Here is a 20,515-nt window from a genome sequence, read left to right on the forward strand (position 1 = left end):
GAAACGATTCGGGGCGAGCGGCGCGGGCTTGCACGGTGCGAGGCGCGCCGCGCGCTACTTAGTAGCGAACCGCGAGCTCGACCTTCTGGAACGACTTCAAGTCGGTGTACCCACACTTTGCGAGGGCACGCCGCAGCGCACCCACGAGGTTGGTGCGGCCGAATGGTTCACTGGATGGGCCGTGCAGCACGGTTTCCAGGCTCGGCGCAGCCACGGGCGCAGCATCGCCTGCGGTGAGGAAATCCACATCGAGGTCGGTATCGACGCCGGCGAACTGCGCGTATCCGCGCGGGAACCGAGGATGGCCTGCGGTAGCCGGCCAGTACCATCCCCTACCGCCTGCCTCTCGGGCCTGGGCAAGAAGGGGGCCGAGCGCGACGCTATCGGCGCCGCAGGCGAAGGCCTTGGCGATGGTCCCGGAGTTATCGAACTCCGCATCCGCAATGATGTGCACGTAGCGGCCTTCGGTCTCGTCGAGGTAGTCGCGGCGGGCGGCGGCGGCATCGGCAATGGCGGTGGCCATGGCGGTATCGATGCCGACGGTTTCCGCGTTGGTCGTCACGCCCGCGCCCACGATGACGCCGGCCGCCCCGGTGCGCATCAGGTGCAGCGCCGTGGTGTAGTCGGCCACGCCACCGGCGATGACGGGTACTTCGAGCGAGCCGATAAATTCCTTCAGGTTCAGCGGCTCGCCGCCGGTGGCGACGTGTTCCGCGGACAGCAGCGTGCCCTGGATGAACAGTAACTCGGCCCCAGCCGCGATGGCCTTGGGCGCCATCTCGCGGGCGTTTTGGGGCGAAACGCGCACGGCGACGGTCACACCGGACTCGCGCACTTGGGCAATGCGGGAGGCAAGGAGGGCATCGTCAAGCGGGGCGGCGTGCAGCTCCTGAATGGTGGAATTATCGCCCGGCTGGGAATAGATGCGCGCCAAGGCACCCTCGAGGTCCTCGTGGCGGCCCCACAGGCCTTCGGCGTTGATGACACCGAGCCCGCCCTGCTTGCCCATCTCGATGACAAACTCGGGCGTGGCGAGCGCATCGGTGGGGTGCGAAACGAAGGGGGTATCGAAGGTATAGGCATCGATATTCCAGGTGGTATCCACGTCCTTGGACGAGCGCGTGCGGCGCTGGGGGACGATGGAGACCTGGTCTAAATCAAAGGTGCGGCGGGCCTCGCGGCCGATGCCGATTTCGGCGTATTCACGCATGTTTGTCCTAGCGGTAGTTCGGGGCTTCGGCGATTTGCTGCAGGTGGTGCGGGTGGGATTCCTTCAGTCCCGCGGCGGTGATCTGGACAAATCGCTTGGTCTTGAGCTCATCTAGGGTGGCCGAGCCGGTGTAGCCCATGGCCGCGCGCAGGCCGCCGATGATTTGGTGCACGATGGCATCGATCTCACCGCGGAAGGGCACGCGACCCTCCACGCCTTCTGGCACCAGCTTGTCCTCGCTGCGTACGTCGGCCTGGAAGTAGCGGTCCTTGGAGTAGGAGCGCTTTTCGCCGGAGAGCCCGCGGCCCTGCATAGCGCCCATGGAGCCCATGCCGCGGTAGCGCTTGTACTGCTTGCCCTGGTAGACCACGATGTCACCGGGCGCCTCAGTGGTGCCGGCAAACATGGAGCCCAGCATGACGGTATCGGCACCGGCGGCCAACGCCTTGGCGATGTCACCGGAGTACTGCATGCCGCCATCGCCGATGACCGGCACGCCCGCGGGGGCGGCGACGGCTGCGGCCTCCATCAGCGCGGTGATTTGCGGCGCACCGACGCCGGCGACGACGCGGGTGGTGCAGATGGAGCCCGGGCCGATGCCGACCTTGATGGCGTCCGCGCCGGCGTCGATCATCGCCTGGGCGGCCTCGCGGGTGGCGAGGTTGCCGCCAATGACATCGACCTTGTCGCCGAAGTCCTTCTTCACGCGGGAAACCATCTCGAGCACGCGGTTATTGTGGGCGTGGGCGGAATCGACGACAAGGGCATCAACGCCGGCATCGACAAGCGCGGCGGCGCGCTGATAGGACTCCTCGCCGGTACCAATGCCCGCGGCAACCAACAGACGGCCGGAAGCATCCTTGGAGGCGTTGGGGTACTGCTCGGATTTGACGAAGTCCTTGACGGTGATAAGGCCAATGAGCTTGTTATTTGCATCAACAATCGGCAGCTTTTCTACCTTATTGGCCGACAGCAGCTCTAGGGCCTCGTCCTTGGACACGCCCTCGCGCGCGACGACGAGCGGCATCGCGGTCATGACATCGCTGACCTTGCGATCAAAGTCCGGCTCGAAACGCATATCGCGGTTGGTGCAAATGCCCAGCAGGGTGCCGTCCTTATCCACGACCGGCAGGCCGGAAATGCGGAAGCGGGCGCACAGGGCGTCGACCTCGCCAATGGTCATCTCGGGGCGGGCGGTGACCGGGTCCGTGACCATGCCGGACTCGGAGCGTTTGACGATTTCTACCTGCTCAGCTTGCGCTTCCGCAGAAAGGTTGCGGTGCAGCACGCCGATGCCGCCCTGGCGCGCCATGGCAATAGCCATGCGGGCCTCGGTCACGGTATCCATCGCCGCGGAGGCCAGCGGCACGCCCAGGCGAATATTGCGGGTAAATTGCGCGCCGGTATCGACCTCAGAGGGCACGATATTGGACTCGGCGGGCAAAAGAAGCACGTCATCGAAGGTCAAGCCGCGCAGGGCTACCTTGTTCGGGTCATCTCCACCAGTGTGAATAGGGTAATCGCTCATCGAGGTATCTCCTTAAACAGGTTCAGCGGCTACCCCAACTGTAGTGCGTGCCCGGCCAATGACACCATTCAGGCTAGGGGTTAATTGCCTTAAGCGGGCAAGTTCAATAGGCTCGCAGGCGTGAACTTCTTCGCCAATATGCCCCGCGATCCTTTTGCAGACGATCCGAATGACCCCGCCTCCTTCCTGGAGGAGGACGAGCAGATCATGCCGCTTTCCGATGAAGACCGCCTCGCCCTCATCCACGATCTCGCCCTGGTAGAGAAATTCGCAAGTGTGCTCGGCCCGCGCGGGATCGATGGCATCTTCTTCTTATGTGAAGACTGCCAGGAAAACCACTTCTACGAGTGGGACATTATGGCCGCCAATATGCGCGCCACGCTGGCAGGCGAGCTTGCCCCAGTGCACGAGCCTGGAGCAGAGCCGGACCCGCGCCGCTACGTGCCGTGGGACTACGCGTTGGGTTACTTGGACGGCTTGGAAAACCGCTAGGGCTTTAGTGGCGAGGGCTTTAGCCTTGCCCTCGTTACTCGAAGCCTGTTACTCGGAGCCTGGCCCCAACTGAATGGTTGTGGTGGGGCTTTCTTCGGGCTCGCGCGTCTCAGGCTGCGAGTTCTCCGGCGCTTGCTCCGTTACCACCACGGTTGAGGTCTGGTACTGCGTTTCCGTCACGGTCTTCGGCGCCGGTTCGGGCTTGTCCTGCGGCTGCTGGCCCGGCACGGTCTCGGTGGCGGTTTCCGTCACGGTCGTGTGCTTCGGACGGGCAGAGCGCTTCTTTTCGGCCTCTTCCTTGGCGGCGATGGCGTTTTCTTCCTTGCCTTCGGCCTCTTCGAGCTTGGCGCGGGCTTCCTTCATGAGTTCCCGCGCGCCTTCGATATCTCCCTCTGCCGCGCGGGATTCCATCTCATCTAAGGTCCCGGCCAGCTCCACGTTGCGGGTTTCATCTGGGTGATCAAAGGCGCCGGAATTAACCATGACCCCGCCCGCACCGGCGAGGATCACAGTGGCGGCGGCCGCGCCGATAAGCCCATGCATCACGGGGCGATTGCGCCGGCGAGACCGCACCTTATTGAGGCTTACGACTTCCGGTTCTTCCTCTACCCCATCCACGCGCGGGGCTGGCGGCATCTGCTTATCGATGTCCCCCTTCAGCCCCAGCAGTAGCCCAGCGAGCTCATCGCTGCCGTTGGAGGGATCTTTGCCCTGCGACAGCTCGGTGAGGAATGCATCATCATCTACCAAGGGCTGGAGCTGCTCCGTCAGGTCATCGTTATTCTTTTTAGAATGCTTGGAGGCCATGATGGTTTCTGTCCCTCCTTCCTTTCTTAAGGTGTACGCGTGCGACTAGAGCGGGGGTTGTGGCTTTAGCCCTCGGTAGCTAGTTGTTGCCCAAGAGCCTTTCGCAATTGTGCGAGAGCTCGGTGCTGTGCGACGCGAACCGCACCCGGGGTAGACCCCACGATATCGGCGGTTTCTTCTGCCGAAAGACCAACGAACACGCGCAAAATAACGATGTTTTTTGCCTTGTCACTTAAGGTATCGAGCAAGGCGCGCATTCTGTTACTACCGTCATTTTCCAGCGCCCATTCCTCGGGAGTCGCCTCGTTCGCGGTGCTTTCTGGAAGCTCTTCGGTGGGTGTAGAGCGGTCGCGGCCCATGGCGCGGTGGGCATCGGTGACCTTATTAAAAGCGATGCCGTAGACATAGGCCATAAACGGCCGGCCCTTGTCTTCATAGGAATCGATAGAGGTGGCGACGGCGAGGCAGATTTCTTGGGTCACGTCTTCCGCGGTGGGCTGGCGCCCGCCACCGATGCGCGCGCGGCAATAACGCAGCACCTGCGGATGAATAATTTGCAGGATAGATTGCAGTGCGCGGCGGCTACCACCAGCGGCCAGCGGGACGAGTTCCGCTAGCTCTTTATCCTTATCGCTCACGAGTGCACCCTCTGCAGACTATTAAATCGATATTCAACCATATTTCCTCTGGGGCAGGGAGTACAAAGGGACTATTGCGTTGCACACCTCCGCCTCGGCACTGCCCTTGCTTGGCGATGCCCCAGCAAGGAAAACACCACCAAGAAACCCACGCCTAGCGCGTTGTACCCGCTTTGAAGGCGGGTTTATGGCCCCTGCACAATAGAAAGAGGAAAATTCATAATTCGTTAACCTTAGCCATTATTGCAGGTAAATGGGCGCTAACGAGTCCCATAAATAGATACAATACCTAGAAGTTAAATACTAGTAACCCTTTGTTTACCAAGACGCGACACACTACAAATCGTTGCGGTTCGCGGATGACTCTCCACCGGCCGCCAGCGTAAGAATTCTCGTCCTGTTATAAGGAGCTTAAGAAACGTGTCTCAGTCCAAGTCTCTTCTCGGACCTACTGCAGATGTATGGGATTGGCAGTTGCAAGGTGCGTGCCGCGGTGAAAACTCGGACGTGTTTTACCATCCAGACGGAGAGCGTGGCCGCGCCCGTGCCCAGCGCGAAAACCGCGCCAAGGCCATCTGCAATTCCTGCCCGGTTATCGAGCTCTGCCGCGAGCACGCCCTGCGTTCGGCCGAACCGTATGGCGTCTGGGGCGGAATGAGCGAGTCTGAGCGCGTGGTGGCGCTGCGCAAGCGTCGCCGCGCAACGGTCAACGCTTAAGCCACAATTTAAGTTAGCGCGTAAAGCCCACACACCTCGCTCGCGGCGGGCGGGAGTCCGGGGTTCCGGACTAGCCCTGCTTGGCCAGCGCCTGCTGCAAATAACGCCCCGTGAGGGACTCCTTCGAGCCCGCTAAGTCCTGGGGCGTGCCACTAAAGACGAGGCGGCCGCCGGCTGAGGAGGAACCCAAAGCTTGGCGGCTTTTGTGAACTATCCTCTCTCCTTCTGCCACTGGCGGCTAAAAAGGCCTACCGGGGCATCGCACGGGTTATGGTTTCCGCGTGCTTTACGTATAAGCCAGAAGCCCGCCGCAAGCCGACCCAATAAGACGGGGAGGCTGCGGCGGGCTCTGGGCTATAGCGCAGGAATTAGTGGTGGTGATGGCCGTGGCCGTGACCGGCCTCAGCGTTGTCTTCTTCCTGCGGCTTTTCCACGACGGATGCCTCGGTGGTAAGAACCATGCGGGCAACGGAGGTGGCATTGACCACTGCGGAGTGGGTGACCTTCACGGGATCGATGATGCCGTTATCGATGAGGTTGCCGTACTCCAGGGAGTTGGCGTTAAAGCCTTCCCCGTTGGCCATCTCAGATACGCGGGAGACGATGACGGAGCCATCGAGCCCTGCGTTTTCTGCGATCCAGAATGCCGGGCGGGTCAGGGCGCGGGCGACGGCGAGCACGCCGACCTTAGCCTCGCCCTCAAAGTCCTGGGCAAAGGACTCGAGTTCCTTGGAGATCTGTACCAGCACGGAACCGCCGCCGGCGATGACGCCTTCTTCTACGGCCGCGCGAGCGGCGTTGATGGCGTCCTCGACGCGCAGCTTGCGCTCGTTGACCTCGGTCTCGGTTGCGGCACCGACGCGGATAACGGCGACGCCGCCGGAGAGCTTAGCCAAGCGCTCCTCGAGCTTTTCCTTATCCCAGGTGGAGTCGGTACGGGCGATTTCGCCGCGGATCTGTTCACGACGATCATCGAGGGCTGCGGCGCTGCCGCCGCCATCGACAAGCACGGTGTCTTCCTTGGTGATGGTCACGCGGCGCGCGGAACCCAGCACCTCAAGGCCGACCTCGTTCAGGTTGACGCCCACCTCAGGGTCCACCACGGTGGCGCCGGTAACCACGGCCAGGTCATCCATGAAGCCCTTGCGGCGCTCGCCAAAGTACGGCGCCTTCACAGCGGCGACCTTCAGCACCTTGCGGATGGAGTTGACCACGAGCGCCTGCAGCGGCTCGCCTTCAACGTCTTCCGCGATGATGAGGGTCGGGCGGTTGGTTTCCGCAATCTTTTCCAGCAGCGGCAAGAAGTCCGGCAGGGAAGAAATCTTGTTGCGGACGAGCAAAATGGCGGCATCGTCAAGCACGGCGTGGTTGGTCTCTTCCTCCGTAGCGAAGTACGGGGAAAGGTAGCCCTTGTCAAAGGAAATACCTTCGGTGACATCCACGGTGGAGTCCATGGTCTGGGATTCTTCGACGGTGACCACACCATCCTTGCCCACCTTTTCCATGGCGCCGGCAACCATCTCGCCGACCTCCGGATCGCGGGAGGACACGGTGGCTACCTGCGCAATTTCAGAGGCGGAGTTGACCGGGGTGGCGCGTGCCTTGAGCTCTTCGACGGCCTTTTCCGCCGCCGCGGAGATGCCGCGGTTAAGCTCTACCGGGTTAGCGCCGGCTGCAACGTTGCGCAGGCCCTCAAAGATGAGCGCCTGGGCCAGCAAGGTCGCGGTGGTGGTGCCGTCGCCAGCGATGTCGTTGGTCTTGACCGCAACGGACTTAACCAGCTGAGCGCCGAGGTTCTCGAAGGGCTCCTCGACGTCGATATCGCGGGCGATGGTCACGCCGTCATTGGTAACGGTCGGGCCACCGAAGGCCTTGGACAGTACGACGTTGCGGCCACGCGGGCCGAGGGTGACCTTGACGGCATCAGCCAGCGTATCGACGCCGCGCTGAATTCCCTCGCGGGCTTCTTGGTCGAATGCAATAAGCTTTGCCATAAGTAGTTCCTACTTCTCGATGATGGCGAGGATGTCGCGCTGGCTCAGCAGCAAGTACTCTTCACCGTCGTACTTCAGCTCGGTGCCGCCGTAGCGGGAGAAGACAACGGTGTCGCCTTCCTTAACGTCCATTGGGATGCGGTCATCGTCGTCTTCCCAGCGGCCCGGGCCGACGGCGATAACGGTTGCTTCCTGCGGCTTTTCCTTTGCGGAGTCCGGGATAACCAGGCCGGATGCGGTGGTGGATTCTGCTTCTACGATCTGTACGAGGACGCGGTCCTCAAGCGGCTTAATAGTTGCCATGATGTTTCCTCCGTATTGTTCGTTTGCGCGCCTTAATGGCGCGCGCGTGCCGGTTGTGGATGTCCAGCACAGCCGTCGTCGCGGGTGAACAACTGTGGGTCAAACAACCTGATTAGCACTCTACCCTCGTGACTGCTAACCCTCAACAACGACGCGACCCCCGCAGCGGGGCCACACTAATGCGCCGTGTAGGTCAAAGACGGTGAATAAGCAGCCTTGAGCAGTCATTTTAAATCCATCCACCAGTTTGAAGCCGTTTCACCCATCAGTTTGAGCGCGTTCTACCCATCAGAATATCGGCGATTCATCCATCAGTTTGTGCGGATCTGGGCGGTTGAGCGCAGGAATCCCGCAAGAATGAGCTTGACCGCACACAGCGCAAGGAACATTGCACCAAAAATCGCGCCAAACGGCTCCCACCACACTCCGGCAAGGCCCTCCCGCAGCGCGCTCATCCCAGAATAAGAATCGGGATACAACAGCTCGTTGAGCACCGCGACCACCGCCACGCTCAAGGCGATGACTAGGACCGCAGCAGTAACAGTCAAGCAAAATGCCTCGCCCACCTGCACCCGCACCCACGCTGCTGGCGAGGCACCGGCCAACCGCAGGCCGCGAACATCGCTGGCGATGCGCGAGCGCATGATGAGTGAAGTCAACACCGCACCAACGATGCTTGGGGCCACGACTGGGCCGAGAAACGCCGCGAAGACCTGCCCCGACGACAAGGTGTCTAAGTCGCCCATACTACTTTTGAACATCCTTATCCCCGAGCCGACCGCGACAATCAAGCCACCAAACAGCACCCACGGGACGATATGGGGCACGGAAAAGCGGCGGCGCACCCGCACATTGGCCCCGGCGATGCCGCATAGTCGCGTCCATTGGTCCACGGCGGGCATGAGCCATGGCGTCATGAATGCCACCAGGATGACCAGCCCCATGGAAGCGGCGATGCTATCGGCCGGCTCCTCTATCTGCAGGCAGCCGTACACGGCACCGCCCACCAAACCGGCAGCCACAAGGCAGCGCAGCATCACCCACACGCGGCGCGGTTCCACCCGCGGGCGAAAGACCCGGCGCAGTGGCACTAGGGCACCGCAGACCGCCGATGCCACGCAAATGGATACAGCGATGCGGATGACTAGCGGGGTAATGGCCAGCTCCGGCATGGGAATCCCGTCACTGCGAAAGGCCGCGGCCATGGGCTCGACAAACAGGCGCGCCGGGAAGGTCCCTATCAGCGCAGCGATAGCGCTCACGGCAATCACCTGCCCCACGATGAAGCTATTGATCATCCACCCAGGCATACCAATCATGCGCCACGAGCGGTACACGGGTTCGCGTTCTTCAATAATCAGCCGCATCTGCGACAGCGTGATCAACACAACTGTGCAGACCGCCATGCCCAGCACGGTGCCGCCGAGCGGCCCCGTGGGATCTTCGTCCGCATCCGAGGTGGCCACCAGCATCGATACCGCCAGCGCGCACGCGGCCGATGAGACCACCATGGTCAAGGCCACGGCAAGCCATGAGAGCCAATTGCTTTGTAAGTCCTTAAGCCACACCAGCATGGTTGGCCTCCTGGAGCTCGATAATGCGGTCGGCGGCCTCCGCGGCAAGGTGCGAGTGGGTCACCATGACCACCGCGGCCCCACCCCGTGCGGCGGTGCGGAGGTGGGTGAGGACGAGCTGGGCGGTGGCATCGTCAAGCGCGCCCGTGGGCTCATCAGCAAAGATATACGGCGCATCGGCCAGCAAAGCGCGGGCGACGGCGACGCGCTGCTGCTGGCCGCCGGACAGCTGCGCGGGCAGGCGGCGCTCAAGCCCATCAAGCCCCAGAGACGCAAAGGTCTTCTGCACCTCGTCGCGGCTGCAACGCCGGCCAGAAAAGTGCGCGGTCAACGTGGCATTTTTGCGAGCGTTGAGCGATTCCAGCAGGTTATAGTCCTGGAATACGAAGGCGCGCTCCGTGCGGCCCGGCGCGTTGACCGTGCCGGAGCTGGGCTTATCCAGCCCGGAGAGCAGGTTCAACAGCGTGGTCTTGCCGCTACCGGATGGCCCCATAATAGCGACAAATTCCCCCGGCTCGATGCTTAAGTTCACCTCGGCGAGTGCGGTATGGCTGCCGTAGCGCTTGCTCAGATTCTGTGCTTTTAACATGCCTTCCATTCCACCGGCCGGCCCCCGCACGCGCGATGGGGAAGGCTGTCCGAAAAATGGTGGGGCTAGCTCTACTGCCCCCACCCCGGCGCGGCGGCTAGGCTGAACGGATATGCGAACTGTCAAGGCCAATGGGTGGAGCCTCGTCCTCGGAATACTCGCCCTTCCGGGACTCGTGATTTCGGTGCTCATGCTGCCGTGGATTCCGCTGGTAGCCCGCGCCGCAGAGTTTATCGGCCGCATTGGCGCGAAGTGGATGGGCGTTGATATTCCCCCGCGGCGGGCCAACAGATGGTTTGATTGGCAGCAGTTTTATCACCTTTTACTACAGCTTCTTATTTGCGTGGCCTGCTTTGTCAACTGGGTCTCTGTCGGTTTTGTCGCGGGCGTACTGGTCATCGCGCCGTTTATTCCGCAGGCCGAGTTCAATGCCGGCGAGTGGACCACCGATAATCGCCCATTGATTTTTGTCGTGTGCTGGCTCGCGGCCGCCGTGCTCTTCGTCCTACTGGTGGTGCTCAACCGCCTGCTGGTCAAGGCCTCTATTTCCCTCACCCGGCTCGCGCTGAGCCCCTCCGCGGAGGAGTTGGCGGCCTCGCGCGCCACGCTTATTGATGCCTTTTCGGGCGAGCGCCGCCGCATCGAGCGCGAGCTCCACGATGGCCCCCAGCAGTACCTGACCGCGCTCAAGCTCAACCTGGCAGCGGCCAAACTCCAGTCCCCGCCCGAGGCCCAGCAGGCGCTTGCCGATGCCGAACATAACGCCACCCAAGCCCTATCCGCCCTGCGCGCTACCGTGCGCGGCATTGCGCCACAGGTGCTTTTCGATGACGGCCTCATCCCCGCCCTCGATGAGCTCTTGGCCCACAGCGGGCTCGACGCGGAACTGCACGTCGAAGGCGCGGAACGATCGATTGGGGAAACGACGGCGCTACTGGCCTACCACGCGGTAGCAGAGGCGCTGACCAACGCCTCAACCCACGGCGCGGCCACCGCCGCCACCGTGTCCATCTCTTTTGGCGACGATCTTCACCTCAGCATCCGCGATAACGGCTCCGGTGGCTTCTCTACAGGAGTAGGCCCTAGCGCGTCCGACCCCGCGCACTCCCGGGTCGACGCTGGTACCCGCACCGATACGGGTGGCGAATCGACTACCGCAAAGACCACCGGTGCAACCGCGGGCACTGGCCTGGCCGGGCTGCGCGAGCGGGCCGCGGCGCTCGGCGGCAGCGTCGACTTCTCCCCCGCGCACGCAGAAGGACAAGGAGCAACATTGACCATGTCACTACCGCTAAAGGAGGCCCGATGAAACTCTTATTGGCAGAAGATTCTGCCCTTTTGCGCGCCGGGCTGGAACAGCTTTTGGCGGCACTGGGCCATAGCGTGACCGCCGTCAACGATGCGGAAGAATTGCGCGCCTGCGCAGGCAGCGATGACTTCGATCTGATCATTAGCGATGTCCGCATGCCGCCCACCATGAGCGATGATGGGCTGCGCGCCGTGCACGATGTGCGAGCAGCAGACCCGTCTCAACCGGTGGTCGTGCTCAGCCAATACGTGGCGGCGAGCTATTTGGACCGGCTCTTAGAGCACGGCGGATTCGGCTACCTGCTCAAGGAGCGCGTATCCGATGTGGACGAATTTGTGCGCACCCTGGAAGAAGTGGCAGGCGGTGGCACCGTCGTCGACCCAGAAGTGGTTACCGCCTTGCTCTCCGCGCGGCGCACGGGGCTGAGCCAATTAACCGCCCGCGAACGCGAGGTTTTGGGGCTGATGGCGCAGGGATTGAGCAACCAAGAAATCGAAGACAAGCTGGTATTAACCGCTGGGGCGGTAAGCAAGCACGTCTCCAATGTTTTTCTCAAGCTCGGGTTTCGGCCCGAAGACGCCAATCGCCGCGTCAAGGCCGTGCTGATGTGGCTGCGCCACACCGAACGCTAAAGGATGGGTGCTTACGCGCTCTTCGTGGAGTTGATGACCGCCGCGCGCCAGAGTGTGTACTCGTCAGGGAAATCCTCGCGGTAGTTTTTCACCGCGCGGATGCCGTGCTCGACGGAAGCGATGACCTCATCGATGGAGTCCTCCTCGCCCTCTGCATCCACGAAGATGACCGGGCCGCTGATAGCGCGGATGGGGTCTTGCAAAAAGGCGGAGTTTCCCGTGTCCGCGGCATTGCGTGCCAGGGATGCAACCGGGTTGGGCTCGGCGCCTTCCTGCTTGGCTTCTGGGTTATACAGCGCGGCGTAGGTCGTACCGTCATCTTGAAAGACGACGGAGACGCGATCCTCGGTGGTGCCGCCCAAGAACTGGTTGGCGTGTTCTAATTCGAACTCGATTTTTCGGCGCGTGAGATCGGGGTTGACGAGGAAACCAACGGTCATGAGAGAAAGCTCCTTTAAAGCGGAGAGGGCGTGAACGCGTTAAACGTTACCGCCGACTCCCCCACCCCGCAGTGCGAGGAAAAAGAACTTTAGGTTAACTGTGGCTCTTCCACGTCCAGTTGCGTATCGGTGCCGATACCCAGGCCCGACGGCTCAGCACCCTCATGAATGAGCTGGGCGCCGAGGGCAGCAATCATCACGCCGTTATCGGTACACAGATTAAACCGCGGCACGCGCAGCTCCACACCAGCGGCCTTGCAGCGCTCGGCGGCCAGCTCCCGCAGCCGGGAATTGGCCACGACGCCGCCACCGAGCAGGAGCACCTTCGCCCCGGTATCCTCGCAGGCGCGAATGGCCTTGGCGGTGAGCACATCGGCCACAGCTTCTTGGAACGAGGCGCATACATCCTCCACGGAGATGGTCTCGCCGGCCTTTTCGGCGCGCTCCACATAGCGCGCAACGGAGGTCTTTAGCCCCGAGAACGAGAAATCATGCCGGTGCTCGCCGCGCAGATCTTCGGCGCGCGACATGCCGCGCGGGAAATCAATGGTGGGTTTTCCGCGGCTAGCCAGCTTATCGATGACCGGTCCACCCGGGTACCCCAGCCCTAGGAGACGGGAGACTTTGTCGTAGGCTTCACCGGCGGCATCGTCAAGCGTGGAGCCCAATTCGCGCATGGGCTTTCCCACGGCCTCGACCTCGAGCAACTGCGTGTGCCCGCCGGAGACCAGCAGCGCGACCGAGTGCGGCAGGCTCTCGCCCTCGAGGTTGGCCACGGCCACGTGGCCGCCGAGGTGGTTGACGCCATAAAAAGGCACGCCCCACGCGGCGGCATAGGCCTTGGCAGCGGAAGCGCCGACGAGCAGGGCGCCGGCCAGGCCCGGGCCCACGGTGGCGGCAATGGCATCGGGCTTATCGATGCCCGCCTCATCCAACGCCGCCCGCATCACCTGCGGCATGGCCTCCAGGTGCGCGCGGGAGGCAATTTCGGGCACGACGCCGCCAAAGCGCGCGTGCTGCTGCATCGACGAAGCAACGGCATTGGCGAGGATCTCCATATGGCCGTTCTGGTCCAGCTCGACGATGCCCACCCCGGTCTCATCACAGGAGGACTCGATGCCCATGACCTTCATTACTGCTCCTTTGCTTCGCGCTGGCTTGCTTGTGGCGACTGGCTGGGGCGCACCATGACGTGCGCATCCGCGCCGGAGGGCTGATAGTAATTGCGGCGAATCCCCTCGATGCTAAAACCGTAGCGCCGGTACAGCTCGATGGCGGGATCGTTTCCCACCCGCACCTCTAAGAAGATGGGCGCGCTTTTTAAGTCCGCGATATAGCAAATATTGTCCATCATCATGCGCGCGATGCCGCGGCGCTGGGCCTTTGGATCGACGCCGATGGTGTGGATTTCAAACTCTGGATCTGCGGCTGGGCCCATCATGCCGATGCCGGCATAGCCCAATAAGACCGGATCCTCGCCCTCCTCTGGCGCTGTGGGATCGAGGGCGCCTTCCACCCCGAGGTAGAAGTTGAAGGGCTGGGCCATTTCTTGCTCAAATACTGCTTCCGTCCACGGGGTTTCCCCGGGAAATAGCACCTTTTCCAGCTCGGCGCAGCGCGGCGCATCGGCGGGGGTGAGCTCGCGCAGGTTCACAGGCGCACCTCTGGAATGGCCGCGGAAAGCTGCTGCTTTTTGGGCGGAACCGCATCGGGGCGGCGCAGGTACATGGGCACGAATGGCGCCGGTTCTGCGTCGATCCGCGCGACGGCCACCAAGCCCTCGGCGGTGGGTGCGCCCTCGCTACGCGGCAGCGTGGCGAGTTCTTCCGGCAGCTGGTCGGCCAGCTTCTCCGGGATGATCACCTGCGCGATATCCTGCACGGCAAGCTCCCCCGGCTTCGATACATCTGGGCCCGCAATGCGTTGTCCCGCGCGGTAGGTGGCCCAATAAATTTCCTTGCGGCGGGCATCGGTGGCAACTAGCGCCGCGTCCGCCGCCTCCCTTTCATCGGCTGCATCGGCCCCAACTAGCGCAGCGTGCGCGATGGCATCGTGGGTGCAGACGCCGTGGAGGGGGATGGAGAGGGCATCGGCAAGCGCCTGCGCCGTGGCCATGCCAACGCGCAAGCCGGTAAAGGGGCCAGGGCCCATGCCCGCAACGATGGCGTCGAGGTCGTCGAGCTCCAGACCGGCCTCGCTCATTACCTCGAGGATGGTGGGCATGAGCCGCTCATTATGCGCGCGCGCATCGGCCAGAATGCGCTGCGTAATCTGCCCTGACTCGGTGTCGACTGCCCCGGTGACCAGGGCGGTCGTCGCCGTATCAATGGCCAGGACGCGCATTAGCCGACCAGCTTCCACACGCCGTCTTCACTCTGGAAGGTCAGCGGCTGGGAGCCCTGGACCAGCGGAACCCCGCCGTCTAGGCCGTGGCCCTGCTGCTCCATGGCTTTAACCTGGGCGTTGATCATCTCGCAGACCTCCACCTCGGAGGAATCCAATTCCTCTACATAGGGATCAACGTTGTGGCCCAGCGCCATGACGTAGCTCTTGCCCTCAGGAACAACGCCGTCCTCGAAGGTGATGTCATCAGGGTTCGGGGCGGCTTCCTTGACCTTGTCTTCTGCCATGCCCTCGCAAATGAAGCCGATGGCGCTGTAGTCCGCACCGTAGACATCAGAAGGAATGAGCGACATTACCTCGAGGTTCCGCGGGGCATGCTGCAAGGTGTTGGTGAGGTTGCCCTCCAAGGAATCCTCATCACGCAGGGTGGCCCCGGCAACGAGCACCATCATCACAATGATAAACAGCGCGATAATGGTCGTGGTCAGGTTGCGAGCAAATTTAGTCATGGGGTGAGTAACGCTCCTCGGGTCAAGGGGGTCCTATATGTACATATGGTGAAGTGATTGTCAGTTCTATTACCGAGGCTACTCGGCGGCCAACAAACACTCACCCACGGGGTAGTGCCTGTCAGTGTAGGCGGCTTACCCAGTGGGTGAATAATTAGCGCGGGGCATATGGGGCTAAAGCAATAACAATAACAGCACCTGAGCGGCGATAATCTTGCCGATGATGGTGGTTGGATACACCGTTGCCCAGCCGCGCCCGGCTAGCTCCGTGCCGGTTTGGCCCCGGATATAGGCAAATACTGCCGGGTTCGTGGTCATGCCGGCCGCACAGCCCATGGCCTCGTCCCACTTCAAGCGCAGCACAAGCATGCCGATAACGCCGATGAGGATGGCCGATACCAAGGTAATGATAAAGCCGACGCCGATGATGGTCAGCGAGGACGGATCCGTAAGCGCATCGCGGAACGATGCGCCTGCCGATGTCCCCACGCCCGCCAGGAAGAGCGTCAGCCCCAGGTTTGAAAGTGTTTCCCTGGTGTGGAAGGGCATCTGCCAATTGATGGGGCCGGTGCGGTTCAGGTAGCCGAGGAATAGGCCGACCACGACGGGGCCGCCACCAAACCCGAGCTGCAGGGTCGATCCGCCCGGCATGGGGATGGGGATAAGGCCCAGCAGCATGCCCAAGGTCAAACCGATGGACATGGATAAGAGGTCAGCATTGCCGAGCGCCGATTCGGAATCGCCCAAGTACTTGCGCACCTCGCGCACGTGGTGCGGGCTACACACCACGCGCACGCGGTCGGAGTAATTCAGCACCATATCCGGGTGCGGGACCGCATCGCTATCGCCCTTGCGCACGCGCGCGATGATGAATCCATGCTCGAGCGCATCGATATCGCGGATGCGCTTGCCCGCAATTTGCGGATTAGACACGGTTATCCGCTTAAATTCCAGGCCCGCCTCTGGGGTGAGCTCGACGGGGTATTCCTCACCGAGCACCTCGATAGCACCGGCGACGTCTTTTTCGGAGCCATTAATAAGGAATGCTTCGCCCTTGCGCAGGGGCATATCCGGCTGCGCCAGCCGGTGGTGTTCCATATCGGAAATCTCGCGGGTGGCCACTACGCTGTGCCCGGTTACTTGATAAAGGTGTCCGGCCGTATCCGGGAAGTCTTTGGTCAGCCGCACGCCTTTGGCCACCAGCGGGGCGGGAATCATTCCCTCTTCCTTGGCGTCCGCCTCGTGGTCCACCTTCAGTATTTTCGCGCCGATGGCGGCGACCAGGATCGCGCCGATGACCGCGCCCGGATAAGCCAGCGAATAACCGACGACCGGGGTGGAATTGCCCAGCATATCCACCACCGCTGCCATACCTGGGGTGGACGATAGCGAACCGGCAAACATACCCGCGGCGACATCCGTATCGAGGTCGAAGACGCGAATGAGCCCGAAGCCTACACCCACGAGCAGGACCAACATGCCGATCATAAAGACGGTCAGCTTCCAGCCGCGGGTAGCAAATTCGCGGACGAACGACGGCCCGAAATTAAGGCCGATGGCATAAACAAAAATGGCCAAGCCGAATTGATACACCAGCGGTGGAATCTGGATATCCGGATTGGCGGTAGACAGCCCAAGCGCCACGAACATCGCGGCCGCGGCACCCAAAGAAATACCAAAGAATTTGATTTTGCCGATGGCCAAACCGATGGCCATGATGGCAAAAAGGGCGAGCAGAGGACTGGAGGCTAGGAGTTCTAACACCCTTCAAGGATCCCGCACCTTAAATACCTAAAGCAACTTGACGCCCTAAGATATCCATCACTTATACCTTCAAATTAATGAGACCTAGCTAATCGTTGTGACGCCACGACCAGCTGACGCGGCGCACGTCCTCATCGGCACCGGCGAACTCCGCCGGTTCGCGGTCGATGCTGACAAAGAGGTAGGAATCCGCAATCTGCTCGATAAGGCCGCCGCCCCATTCGGCGACGACGACGGCATCGGCAAGCTCGGTATCCAAGTCCAAGGCATCCAGCTCCCCCAAGGGATCGCCGGAATTGGCCCCGCCCTCATCCAAGAGGCGGTACGCATCCACGTGCACCAGGTCCGGTCCCCCGACCCGGGAGCGGTGCACGCGGGCGATGACGAACGTGGGCGAGGTAATCCGGCCCTTGACCTGCATGCCCTGGGCTATGCCTTGGGTGAAGGTGGTCTTGCCCGCGCCCAATGGGCCATCCAAGATGACGACATCGCCAGCTTCCAGCGCTGCGCCCAGTTCCTTGCCGCAGGCGTGGGTCTGTTCCACCGTTGCCAGATCGCGGGTTCCAGACTCCGGAAAATTACTGCGCATCGGCCCCTCCTATATATTCGCGTTCGGTGCGGCCGGTGGGTCGGCACACCACTTCATAGTTGATGGTGCCCACGGCATCAGCAAGCTCGGTGGCAGACATGCCACCCTGTCCAAAGATGGTCACCTCATCACCGGGGGCAATACCGTGCGGGTTATCTCCTAGATCCACTACTATTTGGTCCATGCACACCCGGCCTACCTGGGGATACAGCCGCCCGCCGATGCCCACCTGAAGGTGGCCCTGGTACGCGCGCGGCAGGCCATCGGCATAACCACAATCCACCGTGGCCAGGAACCCTGGCTTATCCGCGCTCCACGTGCGCCCGTAGCTGGTGGCCTCATTCTTATCAATTGGCTTGACCCCGAAGACATTTCCGGACCAGGTCATTGCCGGGCGCAAGCCATGGTCCCGCCCCGCTATGGGCTCGAGCCCATAGCACGCGATACCCACCCGCACCTGGTCAAAGTGCGCCGATGGGCGCGAGAGCGTGGCCGGCGAATTAGCCAAATGATTAACCGGGCACTCCAGCCCGGCCGCACGCGCCGCATCCAGGGCGCGCCGAAACTCTTCTTCCTGGGTGTCATTATGCGCATTATCCGGATCATCCGCGCAGGCAAAGTGGGACATGAGGCCCAGCACGGTGATATGCGGGGCTTCCCGCAGCAGCGCGAAAACCTCATCCCAGTCCGCCTTATCCACCCCGGAGCGGTGCATTCCGGTTTCAACCTTGATATAGATTTCGGCGGGAATCTCTGCTTCTACCAGCTTCTGCGCCTGCGCCGGGGAATTGACCGCAATCTGGATGCCAGAGGCCAGGGCCTCTTCAAGCACCTGATCCGACTGCCAGATCCATGCCGCAATGGGCGAATCGACCCCCATGCGCCGCAGCTGCACTGCTTCTGTCAGCGTGGCGACGCCAATAGAATCCGCCCCTGCTTCCAGCATCACGGGCACGACCCTTTCTGCCCCGTGCCCGTAAGCATCCGCCTTCACCACGCACATCAGCTTGACGTCTGGGCCGATCTTCTCCTTAATCAGCCGCACATTATGCGCGATGGCAGCAAGGTCAATTGTGGTTTTCAGCATGCCACTATTGTGCCACTTTCCACCCGCGCGCTGAATTTACTGCAGATACGCATAAACCCCTCCCCCGCCCGTGCAAGCAAGGGTGAGAAAGGGGCTTGAGGCGCCGGAAAGGTTATTCCACGGTCACGGACTTAGCCAGGTTGCGCGGCTGGTCAACGTCATAGCCCTTGGACTTTGCCACGTGTGCGGCAAAGATCTGCAGGGGCACCGTAGCAAGCAGCGGCTGCATCAACGTCGGCGCCTTTGGCACGCGGATGACGTGGTTAGCGTAATCCTCTACCGCGGTATCGCCTTCTTCTGCGATCACGATGGTAATGGCACCGCGGGCGCGGATTTCCTGGATATTGGATACCACCTTGGAGTGCAGCGAATCGCGCCCGCGCGGGGAGGGCACGATGACAAAGACCGGCTGCCCCTCCTCAATCAGCGCGATCGGGCCGTGCTTGAGCTCGCCGGCGGCAAAGCCCTCCGCGTGCAGGTAGGCGATCTCCTTGAGCTTCAGCGCGCCTTCAAGGGCAACTGGGAAGCCCACGTGGCGGCCCAAGAAGAGCACGGATTCTGCATCCTTCATGGAGTTGGCCAGGCCGGCTACCTGCTGTTCTTCATCGATGACGCTTTGCACCTTGTCCGGCATATTGCGCAGCTCAGCAAGAACTCCCTGAATTTCATCAGAGAACATATTGCCGCGCAGCTGTGCCAGGTACAGGCCCAGCAGGTAGGTCGCGGTAATCTGCGCCAAGAAAGCCTTGGTGGAGGCCACCGCGATTTCGGGACCCGCGTGGGTGTAGAGCGCCGCATCGGATTCGCGCGGAATGGACGAGCCCTGCGTATTGCAGATGGCGATGACCTTCGCGCCCTGCTGGCGGGCGTGGCGCACGGCCATCAAGGTGTCCATGGTCTCGCCGGACTGGGACAAGGCCACGACCAAGGTCTTCTCGTTGACGATCGGATCGCGGTAGCGGAACTCGTGGGCGAGCTCGACCTCGGTGGGAATGCGGCACCAGTGCTCGATGGCGTACCGCGCCACATGGCCAGCATAGGCCGCCGTGCCGCAGGCGATCACGATGATCTTATCGATGGACTTCAAGACCGACTCATCGATGCGCAAGTCATCCAAGGTCAGCTGGCCCTGCTCATCAAAGCGGCCGAGCAAGGTATCGCGCACGGCGGCAGGCTGATCGTGGATTTCCTTTTCCATGAAGGAATCAAAGCCGCCCTTTTCAGCGGCAGCCGCGTCCCACTTGATCTCAAAGGACTTGCCTTCGGTGGGGTTGCCGTCGTAGTCAGTAATGACGACATCGTCAGCAGTGATGGTGACCACCTGGTCATTGTCCATTTCCACTGCGGACTTGGTGTAGTCAATAAAGCCCGATACGTCAGAGCCCAAGAAGTTTTCACCCTCGCCCAAGCCGATGACCAAGGGCGAATCGCGGCGGGCAGCAACGATGCGATCCGGCTGGTCAGCGTGAATAGCCAGCAGGGTAAACGCGCCGTCGAGGCGCTTGGCGGTCAGCTGCATTGCCTTGGTGAGATCCCCTGCGGCATCGTTGTGGAAAACATCGCCGAGCAACGCAGCGGCAACTTCAGTATCGGTTTCAGAAACGAAGTTGTAGCCCTTGTTCAAGAGCTCAGTCCGCAGCTCCGCGAAGTTTTCGATGATGCCGTTGTGCACCACGGCCAGCTTGCCACCGTCAACGACGTGCGGGTGCGCATTGAGATCGGTCGGACCACCGTGCGTGGCCCAACGGGTGTGCCCGATTCCCAAAACGGAATCCTTCAGCGGACGCGCTGCAATCTCATCGTCCAAGGCAGCAACCTTGCCCGCCTTCTTCCGCCAACCGATTTCCCCATCGGCGTACATCGCCACACCAGCGGAGTCATAGCCGCGGTATTCCAATCGACGTAGACCTTCCAGAACTACATCCAGAGCGAAGTAGTCGCGGTCACCGTTAGCTAGACCTATATATCCAACAATTCCACACATAAGAAG

At 61.8% G+C, this 20,515-nt stretch carries 21 protein-coding genes; 4 read left to right on the plus strand and 17 right to left on the minus strand.

Going from position 1 to position 20,515, the window contains the following annotated elements; translation table 11 throughout:
- Positions 1–58 precede the first annotated feature (58 nt).
- Both ACP8KU_RS09285 and guaB read right to left on the minus strand, forming a co-directional pair.
- Positions 59–1,210 carry a GuaB3 family IMP dehydrogenase-related protein gene (locus tag ACP8KU_RS09285; RefSeq protein ID WP_005277202.1) on the minus strand — a complete coding sequence of 384 codons (1,152 nt, stop codon included), beginning with the start codon at positions 1,208–1,210 and terminating at the stop codon, positions 59–61.
- A gap of 7 nt (positions 1,211–1,217) precedes the next feature.
- The gene (guaB, locus tag ACP8KU_RS09290) at positions 1,218–2,738 is read right to left on the minus strand and encodes an IMP dehydrogenase (protein WP_023016786.1); all 1,521 of its coding nucleotides are present in this window, start codon (positions 2,736–2,738) and stop codon (positions 1,218–1,220) included.
- A 120-nt stretch (positions 2,739–2,858) separates the two neighbouring features.
- Here guaB and ACP8KU_RS09295 point away from each other — a divergent pair, with 120 nt between their 5' ends.
- The gene (locus ACP8KU_RS09295) at positions 2,859–3,230 is read left to right on the plus strand and encodes a DUF5319 domain-containing protein (RefSeq protein ID WP_484483636.1); all 372 of its coding nucleotides are present in this window, start codon (positions 2,859–2,861) and stop codon (positions 3,228–3,230) included.
- A 48-nt stretch (positions 3,231–3,278) separates the two neighbouring features.
- Here ACP8KU_RS09295 and ACP8KU_RS09300 read toward each other — a convergent pair whose 3' ends face one another.
- On the minus strand, positions 3,279–4,037 hold the full coding sequence (locus ACP8KU_RS09300) for a hypothetical protein (protein WP_023028324.1): 759 nt from the start codon (positions 4,035–4,037) through the stop codon (positions 3,279–3,281).
- A 65-nt stretch (positions 4,038–4,102) separates the two neighbouring features.
- Complete coding sequence (locus ACP8KU_RS09305) at positions 4,103–4,675, minus strand: sigma-70 family RNA polymerase sigma factor (protein WP_005277195.1); 573 nt, start codon at positions 4,673–4,675, stop codon at positions 4,103–4,105.
- A gap of 420 nt (positions 4,676–5,095) precedes the next feature.
- Here ACP8KU_RS09305 and ACP8KU_RS09310 point away from each other — a divergent pair, with 420 nt between their 5' ends.
- Positions 5,096–5,392 carry a WhiB family transcriptional regulator gene (locus ACP8KU_RS09310; RefSeq protein WP_023016784.1) on the plus strand — a complete coding sequence of 99 codons (297 nt, stop codon included), beginning with the start codon at positions 5,096–5,098 and terminating at the stop codon, positions 5,390–5,392.
- Between the two features lie 368 nt (positions 5,393–5,760).
- Here the strand turns inward: ACP8KU_RS09310 and groL are convergent, their stop codons facing one another.
- The 4 genes from groL to ACP8KU_RS09330 form a co-directional block, all read right to left on the minus strand.
- Positions 5,761–7,386, minus strand: coding sequence for a chaperonin GroEL (groL, locus tag ACP8KU_RS09315; RefSeq protein ID WP_023028322.1), 1,626 nt, complete (start codon positions 7,384–7,386; stop codon positions 5,761–5,763).
- A gap of 9 nt (positions 7,387–7,395) precedes the next feature.
- Positions 7,396–7,689: a co-chaperone GroES gene (gene groES / locus ACP8KU_RS09320; protein WP_005277188.1), complete on the minus strand. Its 294-nt coding sequence runs from the start codon at positions 7,687–7,689 to the stop codon at positions 7,396–7,398.
- 311 nt (positions 7,690–8,000) lie between these two features.
- Positions 8,001–9,263: an FtsX-like permease family protein gene (locus tag ACP8KU_RS09325; protein ID WP_484483637.1), complete on the minus strand. Its 1,263-nt coding sequence runs from the start codon at positions 9,261–9,263 to the stop codon at positions 8,001–8,003.
- A complete protein-coding gene (locus ACP8KU_RS09330; RefSeq protein WP_284628606.1) occupies positions 9,247–9,852 on the minus strand; it encodes an ABC transporter ATP-binding protein in 606 nt (201 codons plus the stop codon). The genes ACP8KU_RS09325 and ACP8KU_RS09330 overlap by 17 nt, the downstream gene beginning before the upstream one ends.
- Positions 9,853–9,964: 112 nt before the next feature.
- Here ACP8KU_RS09330 and ACP8KU_RS09335 point away from each other — a divergent pair, with 112 nt between their 5' ends.
- Entirely contained in the window at positions 9,965–11,161 is a 1,197-nt protein-coding gene (locus ACP8KU_RS09335) for a sensor histidine kinase (RefSeq protein WP_284628604.1), read from the plus strand.
- Entirely contained in the window at positions 11,158–11,793 is a 636-nt protein-coding gene (locus ACP8KU_RS09340; protein WP_023028316.1) for a response regulator, read from the plus strand. Before ACP8KU_RS09335 ends, ACP8KU_RS09340 begins: the two co-directional genes overlap by 4 nt.
- Before the next feature lie 11 nt (positions 11,794–11,804).
- Here the strand turns inward: ACP8KU_RS09340 and ACP8KU_RS09345 are convergent, their stop codons facing one another.
- The 9 genes from ACP8KU_RS09345 to glmS all read right to left on the minus strand — a co-directional run bounded on the left by ACP8KU_RS09345 (position 11,805) and on the right by glmS (position 20,509).
- Positions 11,805–12,233 carry a hypothetical protein gene (locus ACP8KU_RS09345; protein WP_005277173.1) on the minus strand — a complete coding sequence of 143 codons (429 nt, stop codon included), beginning with the start codon at positions 12,231–12,233 and terminating at the stop codon, positions 11,805–11,807.
- An 89-nt stretch (positions 12,234–12,322) separates the two neighbouring features.
- Positions 12,323–13,366: a tRNA (adenosine(37)-N6)-threonylcarbamoyltransferase complex transferase subunit TsaD gene (tsaD, locus tag ACP8KU_RS09350; protein ID WP_005277172.1), complete on the minus strand. Its 1,044-nt coding sequence runs from the start codon at positions 13,364–13,366 to the stop codon at positions 12,323–12,325.
- Entirely contained in the window at positions 13,366–13,887 is a 522-nt protein-coding gene (gene rimI / locus ACP8KU_RS09355) for a ribosomal protein S18-alanine N-acetyltransferase (protein ID WP_284608903.1), read from the minus strand. The genes tsaD and rimI overlap by 1 nt, the downstream gene beginning before the upstream one ends.
- Positions 13,884–14,576, minus strand: a complete 693-nt coding sequence (gene tsaB / locus ACP8KU_RS09360; RefSeq protein WP_484483638.1) for a tRNA (adenosine(37)-N6)-threonylcarbamoyltransferase complex dimerization subunit type 1 TsaB — start codon at positions 14,574–14,576, stop codon at positions 13,884–13,886. Before tsaB ends, rimI begins: the two co-directional genes overlap by 4 nt.
- Complete coding sequence (locus tag ACP8KU_RS09365; RefSeq protein WP_005277164.1) at positions 14,576–15,085, minus strand: hypothetical protein; 510 nt, start codon at positions 15,083–15,085, stop codon at positions 14,576–14,578. Before ACP8KU_RS09365 ends, tsaB begins: the two co-directional genes overlap by 1 nt.
- Before the next feature lie 174 nt (positions 15,086–15,259).
- On the minus strand, positions 15,260–16,849 hold the full coding sequence (locus ACP8KU_RS09370) for an aspartate:alanine exchanger family transporter (RefSeq protein ID WP_284895890.1): 1,590 nt from the start codon (positions 16,847–16,849) through the stop codon (positions 15,260–15,262).
- An 88-nt stretch (positions 16,850–16,937) separates the two neighbouring features.
- Complete coding sequence (tsaE, locus tag ACP8KU_RS09375; RefSeq protein ID WP_005281371.1) at positions 16,938–17,438, minus strand: tRNA (adenosine(37)-N6)-threonylcarbamoyltransferase complex ATPase subunit type 1 TsaE; 501 nt, start codon at positions 17,436–17,438, stop codon at positions 16,938–16,940.
- Positions 17,428–18,525, minus strand: coding sequence for an alanine racemase (alr, locus tag ACP8KU_RS09380; RefSeq protein ID WP_005277156.1), 1,098 nt, complete (start codon positions 18,523–18,525; stop codon positions 17,428–17,430). The genes tsaE and alr overlap by 11 nt, the downstream gene beginning before the upstream one ends.
- A gap of 112 nt (positions 18,526–18,637) precedes the next feature.
- The gene (gene glmS, locus ACP8KU_RS09385; protein WP_284628596.1) at positions 18,638–20,509 is read right to left on the minus strand and encodes a glutamine--fructose-6-phosphate transaminase (isomerizing); all 1,872 of its coding nucleotides are present in this window, start codon (positions 20,507–20,509) and stop codon (positions 18,638–18,640) included.
- Positions 20,510–20,515: the final 6 nt, after the last annotated feature.

The sequence above is a fragment of the Corynebacterium sp. LaCa_282 genome (genome assembly GCF_057198125.1).

Coding starts and splice junctions, on each gene's coding strand:
- ACP8KU_RS09335 (WP_284628604.1), top strand. CDS start 9,965: ATGCGAACTGTCAAGGCCAATGGGTGGAGCCTCGTCCTCGGAATACTC.
- ACP8KU_RS09300 (WP_023028324.1), bottom strand. CDS start 4,037: ATGGCCTCCAAGCATTCTAAAAAGAATAACGATGACCTGACGGAGCAG.
- tsaB (WP_484483638.1), bottom strand. CDS start 14,576: ATGCGCGTCCTGGCCATTGATACGGCGACGACCGCCCTGGTCACCGGG.
- groL (WP_023028322.1), bottom strand. CDS start 7,386: ATGGCAAAGCTTATTGCATTCGACCAAGAAGCCCGCGAGGGAATTCAG.
- ACP8KU_RS09285 (WP_005277202.1), bottom strand. CDS start 1,210: ATGCGTGAATACGCCGAAATCGGCATCGGCCGCGAGGCCCGCCGCACC.
- ACP8KU_RS09340 (WP_023028316.1), top strand. CDS start 11,158: ATGAAACTCTTATTGGCAGAAGATTCTGCCCTTTTGCGCGCCGGGCTG.
- ACP8KU_RS09330 (WP_284628606.1), bottom strand. CDS start 9,852: ATGTTAAAAGCACAGAATCTGAGCAAGCGCTACGGCAGCCATACCGCA.
- ACP8KU_RS09325 (WP_484483637.1), bottom strand. CDS start 9,263: ATGCTGGTGTGGCTTAAGGACTTACAAAGCAATTGGCTCTCATGGCTT.
- guaB (WP_023016786.1), bottom strand. CDS start 2,738: ATGAGCGATTACCCTATTCACACTGGTGGAGATGACCCGAACAAGGTA.
- ACP8KU_RS09365 (WP_005277164.1), bottom strand. CDS start 15,085: ATGACTAAATTTGCTCGCAACCTGACCACGACCATTATCGCGCTGTTT.
- glmS (WP_284628596.1), bottom strand. CDS start 20,509: ATGTGTGGAATTGTTGGATATATAGGTCTAGCTAACGGTGACCGCGAC.
- tsaE (WP_005281371.1), bottom strand. CDS start 17,438: ATGCGCAGTAATTTTCCGGAGTCTGGAACCCGCGATCTGGCAACGGTG.
- groES (WP_005277188.1), bottom strand. CDS start 7,689: ATGGCAACTATTAAGCCGCTTGAGGACCGCGTCCTCGTACAGATCGTA.
- tsaD (WP_005277172.1), bottom strand. CDS start 13,366: ATGAAGGTCATGGGCATCGAGTCCTCCTGTGATGAGACCGGGGTGGGC.
- ACP8KU_RS09345 (WP_005277173.1), bottom strand. CDS start 12,233: ATGACCGTTGGTTTCCTCGTCAACCCCGATCTCACGCGCCGAAAAATC.
- alr (WP_005277156.1), bottom strand. CDS start 18,525: ATGCTGAAAACCACAATTGACCTTGCTGCCATCGCGCATAATGTGCGG.